At 66.4% G+C, this 17,127-nt stretch carries 14 protein-coding genes; 7 read left to right on the top strand and 7 right to left on the bottom strand.

Annotation, left to right across the window (positions count from 1 at the left end):
- Positions 1-49 precede the first annotated feature (49 nt).
- The 4 genes from FHX72_RS16635 to chvE form a co-directional block, all read right to left on the bottom strand.
- A complete protein-coding gene (locus FHX72_RS16635; protein WP_183626538.1) occupies positions 50-1,201 on the bottom strand; it encodes an ROK family transcriptional regulator in 1,152 nt (383 codons plus the stop codon).
- Positions 1,202-1,328: 127 nt separating this feature from the next.
- Entirely contained in the window at positions 1,329-2,483 is a 1,155-nt protein-coding gene (mmsB, locus tag FHX72_RS16640) for a multiple monosaccharide ABC transporter permease (RefSeq protein ID WP_183626595.1), read from the bottom strand.
- Positions 2,484-2,533: 50 nt separating this feature from the next.
- Positions 2,534-4,048 carry a multiple monosaccharide ABC transporter ATP-binding protein gene (gene mmsA / locus FHX72_RS16645; protein ID WP_276325691.1) on the bottom strand — a complete coding sequence of 505 codons (1,515 nt, stop codon included), beginning with the start codon at positions 4,046-4,048 and terminating at the stop codon, positions 2,534-2,536.
- A 164-nt stretch (positions 4,049-4,212) separates the two neighbouring features.
- Entirely contained in the window at positions 4,213-5,334 is a 1,122-nt protein-coding gene (chvE, locus tag FHX72_RS16650) for a multiple monosaccharide ABC transporter substrate-binding protein (protein WP_068478569.1), read from the bottom strand.
- A 221-nt stretch (positions 5,335-5,555) separates the two neighbouring features.
- On the opposite strand from chvE, the gene xylA reads away from it, so the two are divergent.
- Entirely contained in the window at positions 5,556-6,749 is a 1,194-nt protein-coding gene (gene xylA / locus FHX72_RS16655; RefSeq protein WP_068478453.1) for a xylose isomerase, read from the top strand.
- Positions 6,750-6,908: 159 nt separating this feature from the next.
- A complete protein-coding gene (gene xylB, locus FHX72_RS16660) occupies positions 6,909-8,348 on the top strand; it encodes a xylulokinase (RefSeq protein ID WP_068478454.1) in 1,440 nt (479 codons plus the stop codon).
- Positions 8,349-8,519: 171 nt separating this feature from the next.
- Here the strand turns inward: xylB and FHX72_RS16665 are convergent, their stop codons facing one another.
- Together FHX72_RS16665 and FHX72_RS16670 are read right to left on the bottom strand one after the other, a co-directional pair.
- On the bottom strand, positions 8,520-8,942 hold the full coding sequence (locus tag FHX72_RS16665) for an Hsp20/alpha crystallin family protein (RefSeq protein ID WP_068478456.1): 423 nt from the start codon (positions 8,940-8,942) through the stop codon (positions 8,520-8,522).
- A 184-nt stretch (positions 8,943-9,126) separates the two neighbouring features.
- A complete protein-coding gene (locus FHX72_RS16670) occupies positions 9,127-10,059 on the bottom strand; it encodes a DNA-3-methyladenine glycosylase family protein (protein WP_183626540.1) in 933 nt (310 codons plus the stop codon).
- A gap of 80 nt (positions 10,060-10,139) precedes the next feature.
- Here FHX72_RS16670 and trhO point away from each other — a divergent pair, with 80 nt between their 5' ends.
- The 5 genes from trhO to FHX72_RS16695 all read left to right on the top strand — a co-directional run bounded on the left by trhO (position 10,140) and on the right by FHX72_RS16695 (position 15,497).
- A complete protein-coding gene (gene trhO / locus FHX72_RS16675; protein ID WP_183626542.1) occupies positions 10,140-11,072 on the top strand; it encodes an oxygen-dependent tRNA uridine(34) hydroxylase TrhO in 933 nt (310 codons plus the stop codon).
- A 339-nt stretch (positions 11,073-11,411) separates the two neighbouring features.
- The gene (locus FHX72_RS16680; protein WP_068493803.1) at positions 11,412-12,686 is read left to right on the top strand and encodes a branched-chain amino acid ABC transporter permease; all 1,275 of its coding nucleotides are present in this window, start codon (positions 11,412-11,414) and stop codon (positions 12,684-12,686) included.
- A gap of 9 nt (positions 12,687-12,695) precedes the next feature.
- Complete coding sequence (locus FHX72_RS16685) at positions 12,696-13,676, top strand: branched-chain amino acid ABC transporter permease (RefSeq protein WP_183626545.1); 981 nt, start codon at positions 12,696-12,698, stop codon at positions 13,674-13,676.
- The gene (locus tag FHX72_RS16690; protein WP_183626547.1) at positions 13,669-14,694 is read left to right on the top strand and encodes an ABC transporter ATP-binding protein; all 1,026 of its coding nucleotides are present in this window, start codon (positions 13,669-13,671) and stop codon (positions 14,692-14,694) included. The genes FHX72_RS16685 and FHX72_RS16690 overlap by 8 nt, the downstream gene beginning before the upstream one ends.
- On the top strand, positions 14,691-15,497 hold the full coding sequence (locus FHX72_RS16695) for an ABC transporter ATP-binding protein (RefSeq protein ID WP_183626549.1): 807 nt from the start codon (positions 14,691-14,693) through the stop codon (positions 15,495-15,497). The genes FHX72_RS16690 and FHX72_RS16695 overlap by 4 nt, the downstream gene beginning before the upstream one ends.
- 189 nt (positions 15,498-15,686) lie before the next feature.
- Here FHX72_RS16695 and FHX72_RS16700 read toward each other — a convergent pair whose 3' ends face one another.
- Entirely contained in the window at positions 15,687-17,042 is a 1,356-nt protein-coding gene (locus FHX72_RS16700; protein WP_068478470.1) for an ABC transporter substrate-binding protein, read from the bottom strand.
- Positions 17,043-17,127 lie beyond the last annotated feature (85 nt).

Raw genomic sequence — 17,127 nt, forward strand, 5'->3', positions numbered from 1 at the left:
CCGAGACACCCGAGGCACCCGGGGCGCCGGCACTACCGGCGCGCGGGCGCTACCGCTGCAGGTGGGCGCGCTCGATGAGCGCCTGGAACTGCAGCTCGGCGGCGCCGATGAAGAGCAGGTCGCTGCCGAGCCCGGCCCGCACGACCTCGACCTCGCCGTAGTTCGGGGCGAGGGTGTACTCGGCCAGGATCTCCAGGAAGTAGTCGCGCTCGAGGTCCAGGAGCACGCCGAGGAACCCTCCGAGCACCACTCTCTCTGGGTTGAGGATGTTGATCATGTTGCGCACGCCGACGCTCAGCACCCCGAGCTGGCGGTGCGTCTCAAGCTTCACGGCCGGGTCGATGTTCTGCTGCAGCATACGCTCGAGCTCGCCGTCGCTGGCGCTCTTCGTGCCAAGCGCGGCGAGCAGTCGTCGCCTGCTGACAACCCGCTCGAGCTCGTCGTCGCCCGAATTGCCGAGCGCCGCGGGAGTCGCGACGAGGTTGTGGCCGAACTCGCCCGCGTAGCCGGCCACGCCGTGCAGCAGGCGGTCGTCGGCGATGATGCCGCCGCCGATGCCGCTCGCGCCGCCGTTCATGTAGAGCATGTTGCTGATGCCACGGCCCGCGCCGAAGATGTGCTCGGCGACGGCACCGAGGTTGGCGTCGTTCGCGGCGAGCACGGGCAAGCCGGTGGCCTTCTGCAGCTGCTCGGCGAGCGGCACGTCGCGCCACTCGAAGTGGGGAACCCAACGCACGAACCCGTCGGAGGCACGGACGAGTCCCGGTACGGCGACGCCGATACCGACGCATTCGTAGAGGGTGTCGAGGCTCTCACTGAGTCCCTCGACGAGGGCCTTGACGATCGCGACGGCTTCCTTCGCGGTCGGCGGCTTCTCCGTCTCGAAGCGGATGCGCTTCAGCAGTTCGCCGCGGAAGCTCACGACGCCCACGTTGAGCGCATCCACTTCTGGCACGACCGCGACGGCGACGATCTTGTCGCACAGCCCGACGATGGGGCTGGGCCTGCCGACGAGGTTGGTGGCGACGGGCTCCTGCTCCTCGACGATGCCGCGGTCGGCGAGCTCGGCGACAAGTGCTGCGATGGTGGAGCGGTTGAGGCCCGTCTCGCGCGTCAGCTCGGCTCGCGAGGCCTGACCGCCGCGGTGGAGGCGCTCGAGGATGAGCGAGAGGTTTGACGAGGCGACGCGGTCGGTGGGCATGCCCGTCCTCTTTCTCTCACTCGTCACGGTCTTGCATGGCTGATCTTGCTCTGATTCTGGGCAGGCTGGCGCTCGGCCGAGCCGTTCCGTCGCCCGCACTGTGTTCAGCGCGGGCGACGGAATTCGATCAGCTGCGTCCGCCTCGGCGCTTGCCGAGCACGTCGATCGCAACGGCGAGCAGCAGCACGAGGCCCTTGATGACCGACTGCCAGGCCGAGTCGACCGAGAGGATCGAGAGTCCCATGTTCAGGACGCCCATGATCATCGCACCGATGACTGCGCCGATAACCGTACCAACTCCGCCGGTCACGGCCGCGCCGCCGATGAAGGCCGCGGCGATCGCGTCGAGCTCGTACGTGTTTCCTGCCGAGGCGACGGCGCCACCTGCGCGGGCCGTCGTGACGATGCCGGCGAGTGCCGCGAGCACGCCCATGTTGACGAAGATGAGGAAGTTGACGCGCTCGGTGCGCACACCGCTCATCTTCGCGGCGAAGAGGTTGCCACCCATCGCGTAGACGTTCCGCCCGAAGACGGTGCGCTGCAGGATGAACGTGTACAGCATGATGAGCACGGCCAGGATGATCAGGATGATCGGGAGGCCCTTGTGCGCCGAGAGCAGCCAGGCGAAGGCGAGCACCGCGATGGCGACGATCGCGAGCTTCGCGATGAGGGCGGCGCCAGGCTCGACGGGGAGGTCCAGCTTCTTGCGGCGGGCGCGGGTGCGGAGCTGGCTGCCGATGACGGCAGCGACGACCACAAGCGCGATGAGCATGGTGACAACGTCGTGCCCGCCGAGCATCGTGCCGAGCGATTGCGGCAGCGAGCCCTTGCCAATGGCGACGAACTCGTCAGGAAGCGCGTTGATCGTGCCGCCGGTGAGGAGGACAAGCGTGAGGCCTCTGAAGAGCAGCATGCCGGCTAGCGTCACGATGAACGCCGGTATGCCAACGTAGGCGATCCAGAATCCCTGCCAGACGCCGATCACCGCCCCGGCTGCGAGGCCGATGAGCACTGCCGCGAACCACGGCAGCCCCCATTGGGTGATGGCGATGGCCGTGATGGCACCGACGACGGCGACCACCGAGCCGACCGACAGGTCGATGTGGCCCGCGATGATCACGATGATCATGCCGACCGCGAGGATCAGCACGTACGCGTTCTGCTGGATGAGGTTGTTGATGTTGGCGGGCAGCAGCAGCTTCCCGCCGGTGAGGATCTGGAACAGGATGATGATGACGGCGAGTGCGCCGAGGATCCCGTACTGGCGGACGTCGACGGACATCCTCACTTTGCGGGTGCCTGCTTCTTGCGCGGCCTCGGTGTTCGTGGTGGTCACGACTCGTCCTTTCCAGCGGTCATGTACTGCATGAGGAGTTCCTGTGTTGCGTTCTCCTTGGAGACCTCACCGGTGAGGCGTCCTTCGGAGATCGTGTAGATGCGGTCGGCGAGGCCGAGCAGCTCGGGGAGCTCGGAGGAGATCACCACGACCGCCCTGCCCTGCTCGACGAGCTTGTTGATGAGTCCGTAGATCTCGTACTTGGCACCGACGTCGATGCCTCGCGTGGGCTCGTCGAGGAAGAGGACGTCCGGGTCGGTCTGCAGCCACTTGCTGAGCACGACCTTCTGCTGGTTGCCGCCGGAGAGCTTGCCCGTGAGCGTCGCGACGCTTGCCGTCTTGATGTTCATGGACTTGCGGTAGCCCTCGGCGACGCCGTTCTCCTTGATGCCGTCGACGATTCCCCAGCGCGCGACCTTCTTCGCGGCGGCGGCGGAGATGTTCGCCTGGATGTCGCCGATGAGGTTGAGGCCGAGGTGCTTGCGGTCCTCGGTTGTGTAGGCGAGGCCATTCTTGATCGACTCGTCGATCGTCTTCGTGGAAATCAGCTGCCCAGACTTGTACACATCGCCGGAGATGTTCGTGCCGTAGCTGCGACCGAAGATGCTCATGGCGAGCTCCGTGCGACCGGCACCCATGAGTCCCGCGAAGCCGATGATCTCGCCGGCACGAACGTGGAACGACACGTCGTCGACGACCTTGCGGCCCGGGTCGGCCGGATGGTGGACCGTCCAGTTCTCGACCCGCAGCTTCTCCTCCCCGATGACCGCCTCTCGCGGAGGGAACATGGAGCTGAGCTCGCGGCCGACCATGGCGCGGATGATCCGGCCCTCGGTCGCATCCTCTTCGCGCATGTCGATGGAGTCGATGGTCGCGCCGTCGCGGATGATCGTGACGCGGTTCGCGATGCGCCTGATCTCCTTGAGCTTGTGGGAGATGATGATCGATGTGATGCCCTGGTCGCGCAGCTGCTCGATGAGCCCGAGCAGGTGAGCTGAGTCTTCGTCGTTGAGGGCCGCGGTGGGCTCGTCGAGGATGAGCAGCTTGACGTCCTTGGAGAGCGCCTTCGCGATCTCCACAAGCTGCTGCTTGCCGACACCGATCTCGCGGATGACGGTCGCCGGGTTCTCGTTCAGGCCGACCCGCTTGAGCAGCTCTGCCGCGCGGCGGTTGGTTTCATCCCAGTCGATGATGCCGAAGCGCTGCACCTCGTTGCCGAGGAAGATGTTCTCCGCGATCGACAGGTAGGGGCTGAGGGCGAGCTCCTGGTGGATGATGACGATGCCGTCATGCTCGCTGTCGTTGATGTTCTTGTACCGCACCTCGCGGCCATCGAACTCGATGGTCCCCTCGAAGGTGCCGTGGGGGTAGACGCCGCTCAGGACCTTCATGAGGGTCGACTTGCCCGCGCCGTTCTCGCCGCAGATGCCGTGCACCTCACCGCGCTGAACTTCGATGTTGACGCCCGACAGGGCCCGCACACCGCTGAATTCCTTCACGATGTTCGACATCTTCAGGATTGTGTCGTCTTGCACCATTGCTCCGTCTCACTTTCCGAGCGTCGCTGCTCGGCGTTGCTTCGCGCACCAGTGCGCGAGCTGCCACAGAATCGCGCTCGGGCTGGTGTGGGGGGCACAGCCAGCCCGAGCGCGTTCAGTGTGGTGTCGGCGACTCGTTAGAGTCCGACGTCCGATGCCTTGAGGAAGCCGCTGTCGATGAGCTTCGTCTGCACGGTGTCCTTCGTGACGACCTCGGGGTCGAGGAGGTACGAGGGGACGACCTTGACGCCGTTGTCGTAGCTTTCGGTGTCGTTGACTTCGACGTCGGTGCCAGCCTTGAGCGACTCGATCATGGCGAAGACCTGGTCTCCGAGGAGGCGGGTGTCCTTCCAGACCGTCATGGACTGCTTGTCGGCGAGGATGTTGACGACGGATGCCTTGTCAGCGTCCTGACCCGTGAGGATCGGCCACTCGGCGCCAGGCGTGTAGCCGGAGGAGACGAGCGCCTCTGCGATGCCCTGAGCGAGGCTGTCGTTCGGCGAGAGGACGACGTCGACCTTCTTGTCGCTGTAGTTCGAGGCGAGACGGTTCTCCATCTCGTCCTGAGCGCCAGCGCTCTCCCAGCCCTGGATGCCAACGGAGGCCCAGTCATCGTTCGATGCAGGTGCCTTGCCGGAGGCGACGACGAGCTTGCCTTCGTCGATGTACGGCTTGAGGACGTCCCATGCGCCGGAGAAGAAGAACTTGGCGTTGTTGTCGTCCGGGCTGCCGGCGAAGGGCTCGAGGTAGAACGGGCCTGGCTGGTTCTCGAGGTCGAGCGTGTCGACGATGTACTCGCCCTGGAGCTTGCCAACCGCGTAGTTGTCGAACGTCGCGTAGTAGTCGACGTTCTCCGTGTCGTTGATGAGGCGGTCGTAGGCGATGATCGTGATGCCTTCGTCAGCCGCATCCTGCAGGACCGGCGCAAGCACCGAACCGTCGATGGCGGCGACGACGATGACGTCGACTCCGGAGGCGATCTGATTCTGGATCTGCGAGATCTGCGTGTCCGGGTCGTTCTCGGCGTACTGGAGGTCGGTCGTGAAACCTGCCTCGTCGAGCTTGGACTGGAGCTGCGCTCCGTCGTTGATCCAACGCTCGAGCTCGCGGGTCGGCATCGAGATGCCAACGCTCTCGACCTCGACTGCTGCTCCTGCTTCGCCGGTTGCTGCTGGGTCTGCTGGCGCGTCGCATGCGGTGAGACCGAGTGCGAGGCCTCCAACGACTGCGAGACCGAGCAACTTCTTCGTTGCTGACATGAAGGTCATTTCCTCTCTGAAATGTCTTGCCCTAAGTTGTCGCGCCAAACATATACCTACTTGGGTCCGGTTGTGCAACCTCGTGTCGGATTCGTGACAAAACTGGCCCCGTCCGCCACACGACACCGGATGCATCCGGAAGTGATGGTGGAAATGACACAACAACTTGCTATATGTTGCTCACTGAAACTTATCAACGACGATACCTAGAACGGACTCTCATGTCTCTGACTCCCACCCCCGCAGACAAGTTCTCCTTTGGTCTGTGGACCGTCGGCTACAACGGGACCGACCCGTTTGGTGGCCCGACGCGCGCCGACCTCGACGTGGTGCACGTTGTTGAGAAGCTCGCCGAGGCCGGGGCCTACGGACTCACGTTCCACGACGACGACCTCTTCCCCTTCGGCTCCACCGACGAGGTGCGCGACTCGCAGATCTCCCGCCTCCGCGGGGCACTGGATGCGACGGGGCTTGTCGTTCCGATGGTCACGACGAACCTCTTCTCGGCTCCCGTCTTCAAGGACGGCGGCTTCACCTCGAACGACCGCGACGTGCGCCGCTTCGCGCTGCGCAAGGTGCTCCGCAACCTCGACCTCGCAGCGTCCCTCGGCGCCGAGACGTTTGTCATGTGGGGCGGGCGCGAGGGTGCGGAGTACGACTCCGCGAAGGACATCCGCCAGGCCCTCGAGCGGTACCGCGAGGCCGTGAACCTGCTCGGCGACTACGTCACCGACAAGGGCTACAACATCCGCTTCGCGATCGAGCCCAAGCCGAACGAGCCCCGCGGCGACATCCTCCTCCCCACGGTCGGGCACGCGCTCGCGTTCATCGAGACCCTCGAGCGTCCGGAGCTCGTCGGCGTGAACCCCGAGGTCGGGCACGAGCAGATGGCGGGCCTGAACTTCGCGGCCGGTATCGCGCAGGCCCTCTACCAGGGCAAGCTCTTCCACATCGACCTCAACGGGCAACGCGGCATCAAGTACGACCAGGACCTCGTCTTCGGGCACGGCGACCTGCAGAACGCGTTCGCGCTCGTCGACCTGCTCGAGAACGGCGGCCCCAACGGCGGCCAGACCTACACGGGACCGCGCCACTTCGACTACAAGCCCTCCCGCACCGAGGACGAGACGGGCGTGTGGGAGTCGGCAGCGGCGAACATGCGCACCTACCTACTCCTCAAGGAGCGCGCTGCGGCCTTCCGCGCCGACCCCGAAGTGCAGGAAGCCCTCGCTGCGTCGCGCGTCGACGAGCTCTCCACGAACACGCTCGGCGAAGGCGAGACGTACGACGACTTCCTCGCGGACCGCTCCGCATTCGAGGACTTCGACGCGAACGCGTACTTCAACGGCAAGGGCTTCGGCTTCGTGCGCCTGCAGCAGCTCGCGCTCGAGCACCTCATGGGCGCCCGCGGCTAGCCAGCCGGCAACCAGCACCCGACGACCTCCCCCGTCCCCCGCGCAGAGCTGCGGCGGATGCACCCACGTCTCACGAGACGCGTGCATCCGCCCCAGCTCTGTCGTGCATCCTCAAGCACCCTCTCTCAACACAGCACCTTCTCTACAGAAAGCAGACCCATGCTCGTCGCCGGCTTCGATTCGAGTACGCAGAGCTGCAAGCTCGTCATCCGCGACGCGGAGACGGGCGAGCTCATCCGCCAGGGGCGTGCGTCCCACTTGCCCGGCACGGAGGTGGACCCTGCGAACTGGTGGGCAGCCGCCCAGGAGGCAACCGCGGCCGCAGGAGGACTCGACGACGTCACCGCCATCTCCGTCGCCGGCCAGCAGCACGGCATGGTCGCCCTCGACGCCGACGGCAACGTGGTGCGCGATGCCCTGCTCTGGAACGACACTCGCAGCGCAGGAGCCGCCCGCGACCTCATCGCGGAGTTCGGCCAGGAGACGCTCGTCGAGCGCACCGGGCTTGTGCCCGTCGCGTCCTTCACCATCACGAAGCTTCGCTGGCTCCGGGATGCGGAGCCGGAGAACGCGGCCCGCGTTGCTGCCGTCGCGCTCCCCCACGACTGGCTGACGTGGCGCCTCCTCGGCTACGGCCCGGCCGGCGAGAGCCCCCTCGGCGCTGACCTCACGAAGCTCACGACCGACCGCTCCGACGCGTCCGGGACCGGTTACTGGTCGCCGTTCACGGGCGAATACGACCGCGAGCTGCTCGTCGCGGCACTCGGCCACGACGTCATCCTCCCGCGCGTGCTCGGCCCGTCAGAGGTGGCGGGCAAGACGCCAGCGGGAGCGCTCGTCGCTGCCGGGGCTGGCGACAATGCGGGCGCGGCGCTTGGTCTCAACGCTCGCGCGGGCGACGTGGTCGTGTCCATCGGCACTTCTGGCACCGTCTTCTCCGTCGCGGACCGACCCGTCGTCGACCCGCAGGGCGGGCTCGCGGGCTTCGCGGATGCGACCGGCGAGTTCCTCCCCCTCTCCGCAACGCTCAACGCGGCCCGGGTCATCGACACGACGGCGGAGGTGCTCGGCGTCGACCACGAGGAGTTCGGTCGCCTCGCCGCATCAGCCCAAATCGGGTCCGGAGGCCTCGCGTTTGTGCCGTACCTCGACGGCGAGCGCACCCCCGACCTGCCGAACGCGACGGCGTCGCTGCTGGGCATGACGCGCGGATCCTTCACTCGCGAGAACCTCGCGCGCGCCGCGGTCGAGGGCATGCTCGGGAGCCTCGCGCAGGCGCTCGACGCCCACCGTGCGCTTGGCGTCGAGGCGAAGCGGGTCATGCTCATCGGCGGTGCCGCGCTGAGCGAGGGTGTGCGCGCCGTGGCCCCGACGCTGTTCGAGGTGCCCGTCGAGATCCCCGCGCCTGGCGAGTACGTCGCCGACGGGGCCGCGCGCCAGGCGGCGTGGGTCGCAACCGGACAGCGCCCGGACTGGCCCGTCGAGACCATCGCGCGCCTCGAGCCCGCCCCCGACGCCGCGCTCCGCGCCCGCTACGCCGCAGCTGAGGGGCTGGCGCGCGAGGCCGAGGAGGAAGGAAGGGGCCTGCACGCAGTCTGAGGTCCGCCTCTTTCTCCAGGCCTAGGTCTGGGCCTGGGAGCGCTGTCATGACCGGATGCGAATGGAGGGTGGCGCGAATTGGCGCCACCCTCCATTCGGTTCCGCTGGACTGCACTCAGCTCGACCCGGCCGCGCTCAGGCGGAACGGTTGACCCGAGTGGAACAGGCAGACTAGGCCTGGATCGTCTCCACTGCCTCGACTTTCGTGCCGGTTTCGACCTCGATCTTGCGCGGCTTCGCGCGCTCGCTGACGGGAACCGTCACCGTCAGAACCCCGTGCTCGTAGCTCGCGGCGATTCGCTCGGTGTCGAGGCCCTGTCCGAGCGTGAACTGGCGCAGGTAGCTGCCTCCGTTGCGCTCTCGAACGAGCCACTTTGCGCCCTCCGCGTTCACCGTGCTGCGCTCGGCGCGGATCGTGAGCTGCTGGCCGTCGAGGTCGACGTCGATCGAGCTCGGATCGATGCCGGGCAGGTCGGCGGTGAGGATGTAGTGGTCGGCCTCACGGTAGAGGTCGATGGGCATCGAACGCGGGCTGTTCGGGGCTCCCTGGAAAAGTCGTTCCATCTCCTGGAACGGATCGAAGACGCGTGCCATGTCGTTTTCCCTTCCTTGTACGCAAGCTCGACTCCGCGAGCTCCGCGTTGAACTTGAGTCGACTGTTGTCAACTTCCTTGGTGAAAAAATTAGCACTCAGCACCCCCGAGTGCCAGAAAGATCGCTGAGAACCGCGTCAGCCGTGGGCGAACGACACGACCGGGTATTGCCCCTCGGCATCGCCTCAGTGGAAGCGGTGGTCCTGCACTGTCATTCGCGCGCCGTGCTTCGGACGCGAGTTGCCCGCGAGCTTGATGAGGCGAACGACCCGCTCGCGGTGACCCCGCCACGGTTCGAGCAGCTCCCGCATGCCGTCGTCGTCGACGTCGCAGCCCGCGAGCGCCCACCCGACCATGTTCGGGATGTGGTAGTCGCTGAAGCTCGGCGCGTCCGGGTCGCCGTGCGACCGCTGCACCGTCTCGTTGGCCGTCCACACGCCGACGCCGACGATCGAACGAAGGCGGCGAAGCGGCTCCTCAGACCCCGTCGGCATGCTGCTCGTTCGCTCGAGCGTCGAGGCGACCGTGGCCGAGCGGATCACCGTGCCCGTGCGCGAGTGGTCGACGCCCGCCCTGTGCCAGTCCCAGCTCGGAATGCGCCGCCACTGCCCGGGTGTCAGCGGCAGCCGCAGATGGCGCGGCACGAGACCCGCGGGCCCCGGGGCCGCGTCGGCGTAGTCGCGGTGCAGGATGTCCCACGCGCGGTGCGCCTCGAGGCCCGTGATCTTCTGCTCGATGATGGCGGCGCTCAGCGCCTCGAAGACCGCGCCGGTCTTGGGGAGCCGGAGCCCCTCGTTGCGGCGCCGCACATCCGCCAGCTCCGGCAGCGCCTCGAGCCGGAGCTCGCCCCAGTCGTCGTCGCGGCCCAGCAGGACCGGGGCCTCGTCAACCGCGATCTCGGACGCCTCGCCCCACGACACGATGCGGATGCCCTCCCGCGCCTGCCGGAACACGGTCGTCGCGCCTCCCGCGAGCGCGTGCGACGTGCGCCACACGTCGCGCGACACCGGATCCACCCAGCACGTCGGGTCTCGCCTGCCTCGCATGAGCGGAGCCAGGGTCTGCAGCACATCGACCGGCAGCGCCGGCCGATAGAGCGACATGACCCGATCTGGCATGCGGCAAGGGTACGCAGACCCACAGACATTCGGCCGCTCGAACGTCGGGTCGCTGCGCCCTTGCCCGTAAAATCGAGGCCATGGCTGTCCCCAAGATCGTGCTCTACTACGCCTTCGCGCCCCTCGCCGACCCGGAGGCGATCCGCCTCTGGCAGCGCGACCTCGCGGCGTCGCTTGGGCTGCGTGGGCGCATCCTGATCTCGAAGGACGGCATCAACGGCACGCTCGGCGGTGAGCTCAACGCGCTCAAACGCTACGTGCGCACAACCCGCGAGTACCCGGCGTTCAAGGACGCCGACTACAAGTGGTCGGAGGGCACTGGCCTCGACGAGCACGGGCAGACGCTCGATTTCCCGCGCCTGAGCGTGAAGGTGCGCGACGAGATCGTGAGCTTTGGGGCGCCCGGTGAGCTGGAGGTCGACGCGAACGGGGTTGTCGGTGGCGGTACGCACCTGGCCCCCGACGAGCTGCACACGCTTGTCGAATCGAGAGACGACGTCGTCTTCTTCGACGGACGCAACGCAATCGAGGCGCAGATCGGCCGCTTCGAGGGGGCCATCGTGCCCGAAACGGGGACAACTCGCGACTTCATCTCCGAGCTCGAGTCCGGCAAGTACGACGACCTCAAATCGAAGCCCGTCGTGACCTACTGCACGGGCGGCGTCCGGTGCGAGGTCCTCTCCGCCCTCATGGTGAAACGCGGCTTCACCGAGGTGTACCAGCTCGACGGAGGCATCGTACGCTACGCCGAGCAGTTCGGCGACGAGGGACTCTGGAAGGGCTCACTCGCGGTCTTCGACGCTCGCGAGCACCTCGAGTTCGGCCCGAACACGGAGAAGCTCGGCCGCTGCCGCGAGTGCGAGGCACCGACGCACCGCACCCAGAACTGCAGCGACGCCTCCTGCCGTGAACGCTTCGTGGCCTGCGAGAACTGCGGCGAGCGTGAGCTCTTCTGCGCCCGTCACCTTCCGGTTGGTGACACGCCGGAAGAGAAACTCGTCTTCACTATCTGAGATCTTGTTTCCGGCGGCACACTGGACCGCCTCGACTCCGCAGATTTGTGGCGACGTGGAACAAAATTGCGCGTCAGGGCCCCCTGCTGCGAGCAGGGCCACTCCAGCACCGCTATCGTGTGTAGCGGCATAGAAACATTGCCGATACAAACCATCCGTAGATTCGCAGAGTGGCGGATCCTCGCTTGCAGAAATAGCAGTTCCAGAATCTCGTTCAGTCGTCGTGCCCAGCCCGACTCGCACTGGAGGTACTCCGTGCCCCTTCTTCTCAGTCCGCTTGCGCCAGCAGGATCGCCCTCAGCGACCGCCCGGCGTTCCCGGCTCACCCAAACGCACCGAATGCTCGCGGCGCTCGCCATGGCGCTCTTCGCGTTCCTCGGCGTCTTCTCGATGGCCGGCCCCGCACACGCGGAGGCCGAACCCCCGGAAGAGTCGGCGTACTCGATCAGCGGCATCCTCAACTTCGAGGGTGAACCTGTCGCGGGCGTCTCCCTCACCGTCGAAGGCGACGGCTACACCGAGACGGTCGAGTCGGGCGAGGACGGACGCTGGCGCGTCCCTGTCCCCGGCCCAGGCAACTACACCGTGACCCTCGACACGGAGACACTGCCAGACGGCGTCGACCTCCGAAACGAGGACGGCGCAACCGCAGAGGTGACCGAGGACGAGTGGTCAACGACCAACGTCGGTCGCCTCTTCGCGCTCGGTGAAGACACGAGGCAGAGCAGCAACTTCGGCTCGCAGCTCATCGAGCGCCTCGTCGCGGGCCTCAACTTCGGCCTGCTCATCGCGCTCGGCGCGATCGGCATCACCCTGATCTTCGGCACGACCGGTCTGAACAACTTCTCGCACGGCGAGCTGGTCACGTTCGGCGGCCTCATGGCCTGGCTCTTCGCCGTCGTCATGGGCCTCAACATCTTCGTGGCCCTCATCATCGTCGTCATCCTCGGTGCCGCCTTCGGGTGGGTCCAGGATGCGGCGCTCTGGAAGCCGCTGCGCAAACGCGGTGTGCGCCTCGTGCCGGCCATGATCGTGAGCATCGGCCTCGGTCTCGCGCTGCGCTACATCTACCAGCTGTTCTTCGGGGGCGCGATCCTCCCGATGAGCTCGGTCGGCCTCAGCGGCGCTGTCGAGTTCGGGCCGGTGCGCATCACGACGGGCTCGCTGCTCAGCATGGGCATCTCGATCGTCACGCTCATCCTCGTGGGCCTCTTCCTCACGCGCACTCGCATCGGCAAGGCGACCCGCGCGGTCTCCGACAACCCGTCGCTCGCGAGCGCATCCGGCATCAACGTCGACCGCATCATCCGCATCGTCTGGACCACGGCAGGTGGCCTCGCCGCCCTCGCCGGCGTCATGCTCGCCCTCTACCGCCAGTCATCGTGGGACATGGGCTTCCAGGTGCTGCTACTGATGTTCGCCGCCGTCACCCTTGGTGGCCTCGGCTCCGCGTACGGCGCGCTCGTCGGATCGCTCGTCGTCGGCATCTTCGTCGAGCTCTCGACCCTCTTCATCCCCGCCGACCTCAAGTATGCGGCGGCGCTCCTCATCCTCATCCTGGTCCTGCTCGTCAGGCCCCAGGGCATTCTCGGCCGCCGCGAGCGAGTCGGCTAGGAGACGAACATGGACTGGTCAAACATCCTGAGCAACGCCGTCGGCGAGCTCCTCAGCCCCACCACCGCCGCCTACGCGCTCGCCGCGATCGGCCTCGGAATCCACTTCGGCTACACGGGCCTCCTGAACTTCGGTCAGGCCGCGTACATGCTGCTCGGCGCGTACGCGTTCGCTATCCCGACGATCAGCCTCGGCTGGCCGCTCTGGGCCGCCGTGCTGTGCGTCATCGTGGTCTCGGTGATCTTTTCGTTCATCCTGGGTGTCCCGACACTGCGGCTGCGAGCCGACTATCTGGCCATCGTGACGATCGCCTCCGCCGAGATCCTGCGATACATCGTGACGACTACGGGCCTCACCCCGGTCACGGGTGCCGCCAACGGCCTCAACGGCTTCAAGGGCACCTTCGCGGCGATCAACCCGATCCCGGACGGAACGTACGGCTTCGGTCCATTCACGTACAACGCGTACGACTGGTGGACCCGCATCGTCGGCTGGGGCCTCGTCATCCTCGCAACCCTCCTCGTGTGGGCGCTCATGCGCAGCCCGTGGGGTCGCGTGGTCCGCGGCATTCGTGAGGACGAGGACGCCGTGCGCAGCCTCGGCAAGAACGTCTTCGCCTACAAGATGCAGGCCCTCATCACGGGTGGCCTCCTCGGCTCCCTCGCCGGCATCATTTTCATCCTGCCGAGAGCCGTGCAGCCCGCCAACTACACAACGGGCCTCACGTTCTTCATCTGGACGATCATGCTCCTCGGTGGAGCCGCGACGATCTTCGGCCCCATCGTGGGCGCCATGATCTTCTGGGTGGTCCTCTCCCTCACGCAGGGCGTGATCAACGGACTCATCGAATCCGGGGCGATTACCTTCCTCTCCATGACGCAGGGCGCCCAGCTCCGCTTCATCATCGTCGGAATCGCGCTCATGCTGCTGGTGGTCTTCAGACCCCAGGGCATCTTCGGAAACAAGAAGGAGCTGAGCTTCAGTGCCTGAGCAGACGAGCCCACCAACGGGCATCCTCCCCACCCACGAGTTCGTCGACGGCAAGGTCGGCCCCGGCTGCAAGAAGGTCGACCCGATCGTCATCGCCGACGGCGTCACCCGCCAGTTCGGCGGCAACACGGCAGTGGATGTGCAGCACCTCGAGATCCCGCGCGGCAAGATCACCGCGCTCATCGGCCCGAACGGTGCCGGCAAGACGACCATGTTCAACCTGCTGACGGGCTTCGACAAACCCAACACGGGCACCTGGTCGTTCGACGGCACCTCGCTCGCCAACGTGCCCGCCTTCAAAGTGGCGCGCTCTGGCATGGTCCGCACCTTCCAGCTCACGAAGTCGCTCGGCCGCATGACGGTGCTCGACAACATGCTGCTCGGCGCGGACGAGCAGGGCGGCGAGGGCATGCTGCGCGCGCTCTTCAAGCCACTGTGGCGCGACCGCGAGAAGGAGATCACCGAGAAGGCCGACGAGCTGCTCGCCCGCTTCAAGCTCGACGCGAAGCGCGAGGACTACGCGGCGTCGCTCTCGGGCGGCCAGCGCAAGCTACTCGAGATGGCTCGCGCCCTCATGAGTAGCCCGAAGCTCATCATGCTCGATGAGCCCATGGCCGGCGTCAACCCGGCGCTCGTGCAGTCGCTGCTCGGTCACGTCAAGGAGCTCAAGAACGACGGCACCACGGTGCTGTTCGTCGAGCACGACATGCACATGGTCACGAACATCTCCGACTGGGTTGTTGTCATGGCCGAAGGGCAGATCGTCGCAGAGGGCCCGCCAGAGACGGTCATGAAGGATCAGGCCGTCATCGACGCCTACCTCGGCGCGCACCACGATCAGGACCTCGGCGACCTCGACATCCAGGAACTGGAAGTCGAGCGCATCGCTGAGGAAGAGGGCGTCGCGGCGGCCGCCGAGTACGAGGCCGAGGTGCTCGGGACCACCACCATTGCCGAGGAGCTGGCCGACACAACCCCTGAAACGGCGACCGAGACGACGGAGAGTGACAGCAAATGAGCGAGACTCAGCCCACCGCATCCGCTGCTGCGACCGCAACGGCACCGAAGGGCGACGCTGTCCTGTCGACGATCGACCTCGTCGGCGGCTACCTGCCCGGCGTGAACATCCTCAACGGATGCTCGATCGACGCCTACCCGGGTGAGCTCATCGGCATCATCGGGCCTAACGGCGCCGGCAAGTCGACGGTGCTGAAGGCCATCTTCGGGCAGATCAAGATCCGTGGCGGCAGCGTCATGTTGAAGGGCGAGGACATCACGGGCCAGCGCGCGGACAAGCTCGTCGCCAAGGGCGTCGGACTCGTCCCGCAGAACAACAACGTGTTCCCGTCGCTCACGATCGAGGAGAACCTCGAGATGGGGCTCTTCCTGCGGCCCAAGGTCTTCAACGAGCGCTTCGAGTTCGTCGCCGACCTCTTCCCGGAACTGGGCAAGCGTCGCAAGCAGCGGGCGAGCTCGCTGTCGGGAGGCGAGCGGCAGATGGTCGCCATGGCCCGCGCGCTCATGATGGACCCTTCGGTGCTACTGCTCGACGAGCCCTCCGCCGGCCTCTCGCCGGTGCGCCAGGACGAGACGTTCCTGCGCGTGCGACAGATCAACCGCGCCGGTGTCTCGGTCATCATGGTCGAGCAGAACGCGCGCCGCTGCCTGCAGATCTGCGACCGCGCCTACGTGCTCGACCAGGGCAAGGACGCGTACACGGGCACCGGCCGTGAGCTGCTCAACGACCCGAAGGTCATCGCCCTCTACCTCGGCACCCTCGCGGCCGACGAGCAGGCCAAGGACAGCGACGCGGCCCACTAACCCGCCCCCGGAGCCGATCGCTGCCCGGCTTTTCTCCCCTTGCGAGAGCACACAGAGGGCGAAACGCCGGGCAGTGATGGTTGCGCCTTCGCGGGCGACCATGGCGGCGAGCGGCGAGCGGATGCTCCCCCGGGCACGCAGAAGGGCCCGGGATGCGTGCATCCCGGGCCCTCCGCTCAGCGAGTCAGCTTAGAGCTGGCCAGCCTCTTCTCCGATGTTGGAGTAGGTGTTGCCGTTGCCGTACTGGTAGATGCCGATCGTGGCTTCTGACGGGTCGCCGTTCTCGTCGAACGAGATCGGGCCGGAGACGCCGTCGTAGTCAATGTCGGTGCCAGCTTCGAGGAGCGCGACGCAGTCGGCGTAGGTGGTGCACTTCTCACCATCTGCGGAGACCTTCTGCATGTTGTCCTTAATGGTGGCCGAGTCGGCTGCGCCGCCTGCCTGCGCTGCCAGTGCAGCGAGGATGACTGCGTCGTACGACTCAGCGCCGTACGTGTAGTCCTTCAGCTCCGGGTCGATGCCGAGCAGCTTCGCGCGGAAGTCGTCGGAGGCGACGACGCCGGGGATGGTGCCCTTGGCGCAGTTCAGCGTGCCCTCTTCGAAGTCGGCGGAGTAGTCGGCCATGTTGCCGTCAACCATGTAGAGCTTGTCGGCGGGGAAGCCCTTGGTGCCGATGAGCTGCGGAACGATGGTTGCCGTCTGGTCGAACGCGACGAGCGCGATCGCGTCGGGGTCGGCTGCCGTGACGGCGTCAATCTGGGCCGAGAACTGGCTGTCACCTTCGTTGAAGGCTTCCGATGCGACAACTTCGCCGCCGGCTGCCTCGACTGCCGTGGTGATGCTCTCGGAGAGACCAGAACCGTAAGCGTCGTTCAGGTAGATGATGCCGACGGATGCGTTGCCGTCGTTGACGATCGTGTTTCCGTTGACGCGGCCCTGGAGGATGTCAGAGGGGGCGGTGCGGAAGTAGAAGCCCTTGTCGTCGTACGTGGAGAACTCGGCGGACGTGTTGGCCGGGGAGATCTGCACGACGCCTGCGCCGGTGATCTGGTCGATGACCGTCATGGAGACGCCGGAAGATGCCGCGCCGACGATGGCGGACACGTTCTGGCTGAGCAGGTCGGTGACCGACTGCGTCGCGATGTCGGTTGACGTGTCGCCCGAGTCGCGGTGGACGACGCTGATGTTGCCGCCGAGGACACCGGACGGCGACGCGTTGATCTCAGCGACGGCGAGGTCGACACCCGCGATCTCGGGCGGTCCGAGGAAGGCGAGGGTTCCGGTCTGCGGCAGCAGCGAGCCGATCTTGAGCGCTTCGGAGCGCTCCTGAGCGGTCGGAGCCTCGACTGGCGAGACCTCGGTTACGGTCTCAGCCGTGTCTGGGCCACAGACCGCGGCAGCGGCGTCGCCTTCTGCGGCTGGGTCACCAGCGGTGTCGCCTGATGATGAGCATGCAGCCAGCATGAAGACGCCGACGCTCATGGCGGCGATTCCTGTGGTGATGCGCAACTTCCTGGAGGGAGACGACTTGGCAAAGTTACTCATGGTGCTCCTTTATACGTAAGCAGAGAGCGAGCGCCGCGCAGCGGCGCCCGGATCTCAAGCTAGCCGCGGCACTGCGACTAACTGA

The sequence above is a fragment of the Pseudoclavibacter helvolus genome (genome assembly GCF_014191305.1).
In the GTDB taxonomy this organism is placed as follows: domain Bacteria; phylum Actinomycetota; class Actinomycetes; order Actinomycetales; family Microbacteriaceae; genus Pseudoclavibacter; species Pseudoclavibacter helvolus.

What these genes read in the sequence shown, in the direction of transcription:
- FHX72_RS16635 (WP_183626538.1), bottom strand. Translation starts at nt 1,201, where the DNA reads ATGCCCACCGACCGCGTCGCCTCGTCAAACCTCTCGCTCATCCTCGAG.
- mmsB (WP_183626595.1), bottom strand. Translation starts at nt 2,483, where the DNA reads ATGTCCGTCGACGTCCGCCAGTACGGGATCCTCGGCGCACTCGCCGTC.
- mmsA (WP_276325691.1), bottom strand. Translation starts at nt 4,048, where the DNA reads ATGTCGAACATCGTGAAGGAATTCAGCGGTGTGCGGGCCCTGTCGGGC.
- chvE (WP_068478569.1), bottom strand. Translation starts at nt 5,334, where the DNA reads ATGTCAGCAACGAAGAAGTTGCTCGGTCTCGCAGTCGTTGGAGGCCTC.
- xylA (WP_068478453.1), top strand. Translation starts at nt 5,556, where the DNA reads ATGTCTCTGACTCCCACCCCCGCAGACAAGTTCTCCTTTGGTCTGTGG.
- xylB (WP_068478454.1), top strand. Translation starts at nt 6,909, where the DNA reads ATGCTCGTCGCCGGCTTCGATTCGAGTACGCAGAGCTGCAAGCTCGTC.
- FHX72_RS16665 (WP_068478456.1), bottom strand. Translation starts at nt 8,942, where the DNA reads ATGGCACGCGTCTTCGATCCGTTCCAGGAGATGGAACGACTTTTCCAG.
- FHX72_RS16670 (WP_183626540.1), bottom strand. Translation starts at nt 10,059, where the DNA reads ATGCCAGATCGGGTCATGTCGCTCTATCGGCCGGCGCTGCCGGTCGAT.
- trhO (WP_183626542.1), top strand. Translation starts at nt 10,140, where the DNA reads ATGGCTGTCCCCAAGATCGTGCTCTACTACGCCTTCGCGCCCCTCGCC.
- FHX72_RS16680 (WP_068493803.1), top strand. Translation starts at nt 11,412, where the DNA reads ATGCTCGCGGCGCTCGCCATGGCGCTCTTCGCGTTCCTCGGCGTCTTC.
- FHX72_RS16685 (WP_183626545.1), top strand. Translation starts at nt 12,696, where the DNA reads ATGGACTGGTCAAACATCCTGAGCAACGCCGTCGGCGAGCTCCTCAGC.
- FHX72_RS16695 (WP_183626549.1), top strand. Translation starts at nt 14,691, where the DNA reads ATGAGCGAGACTCAGCCCACCGCATCCGCTGCTGCGACCGCAACGGCA.
- FHX72_RS16700 (WP_068478470.1), bottom strand. Translation starts at nt 17,042, where the DNA reads ATGAGTAACTTTGCCAAGTCGTCTCCCTCCAGGAAGTTGCGCATCACC.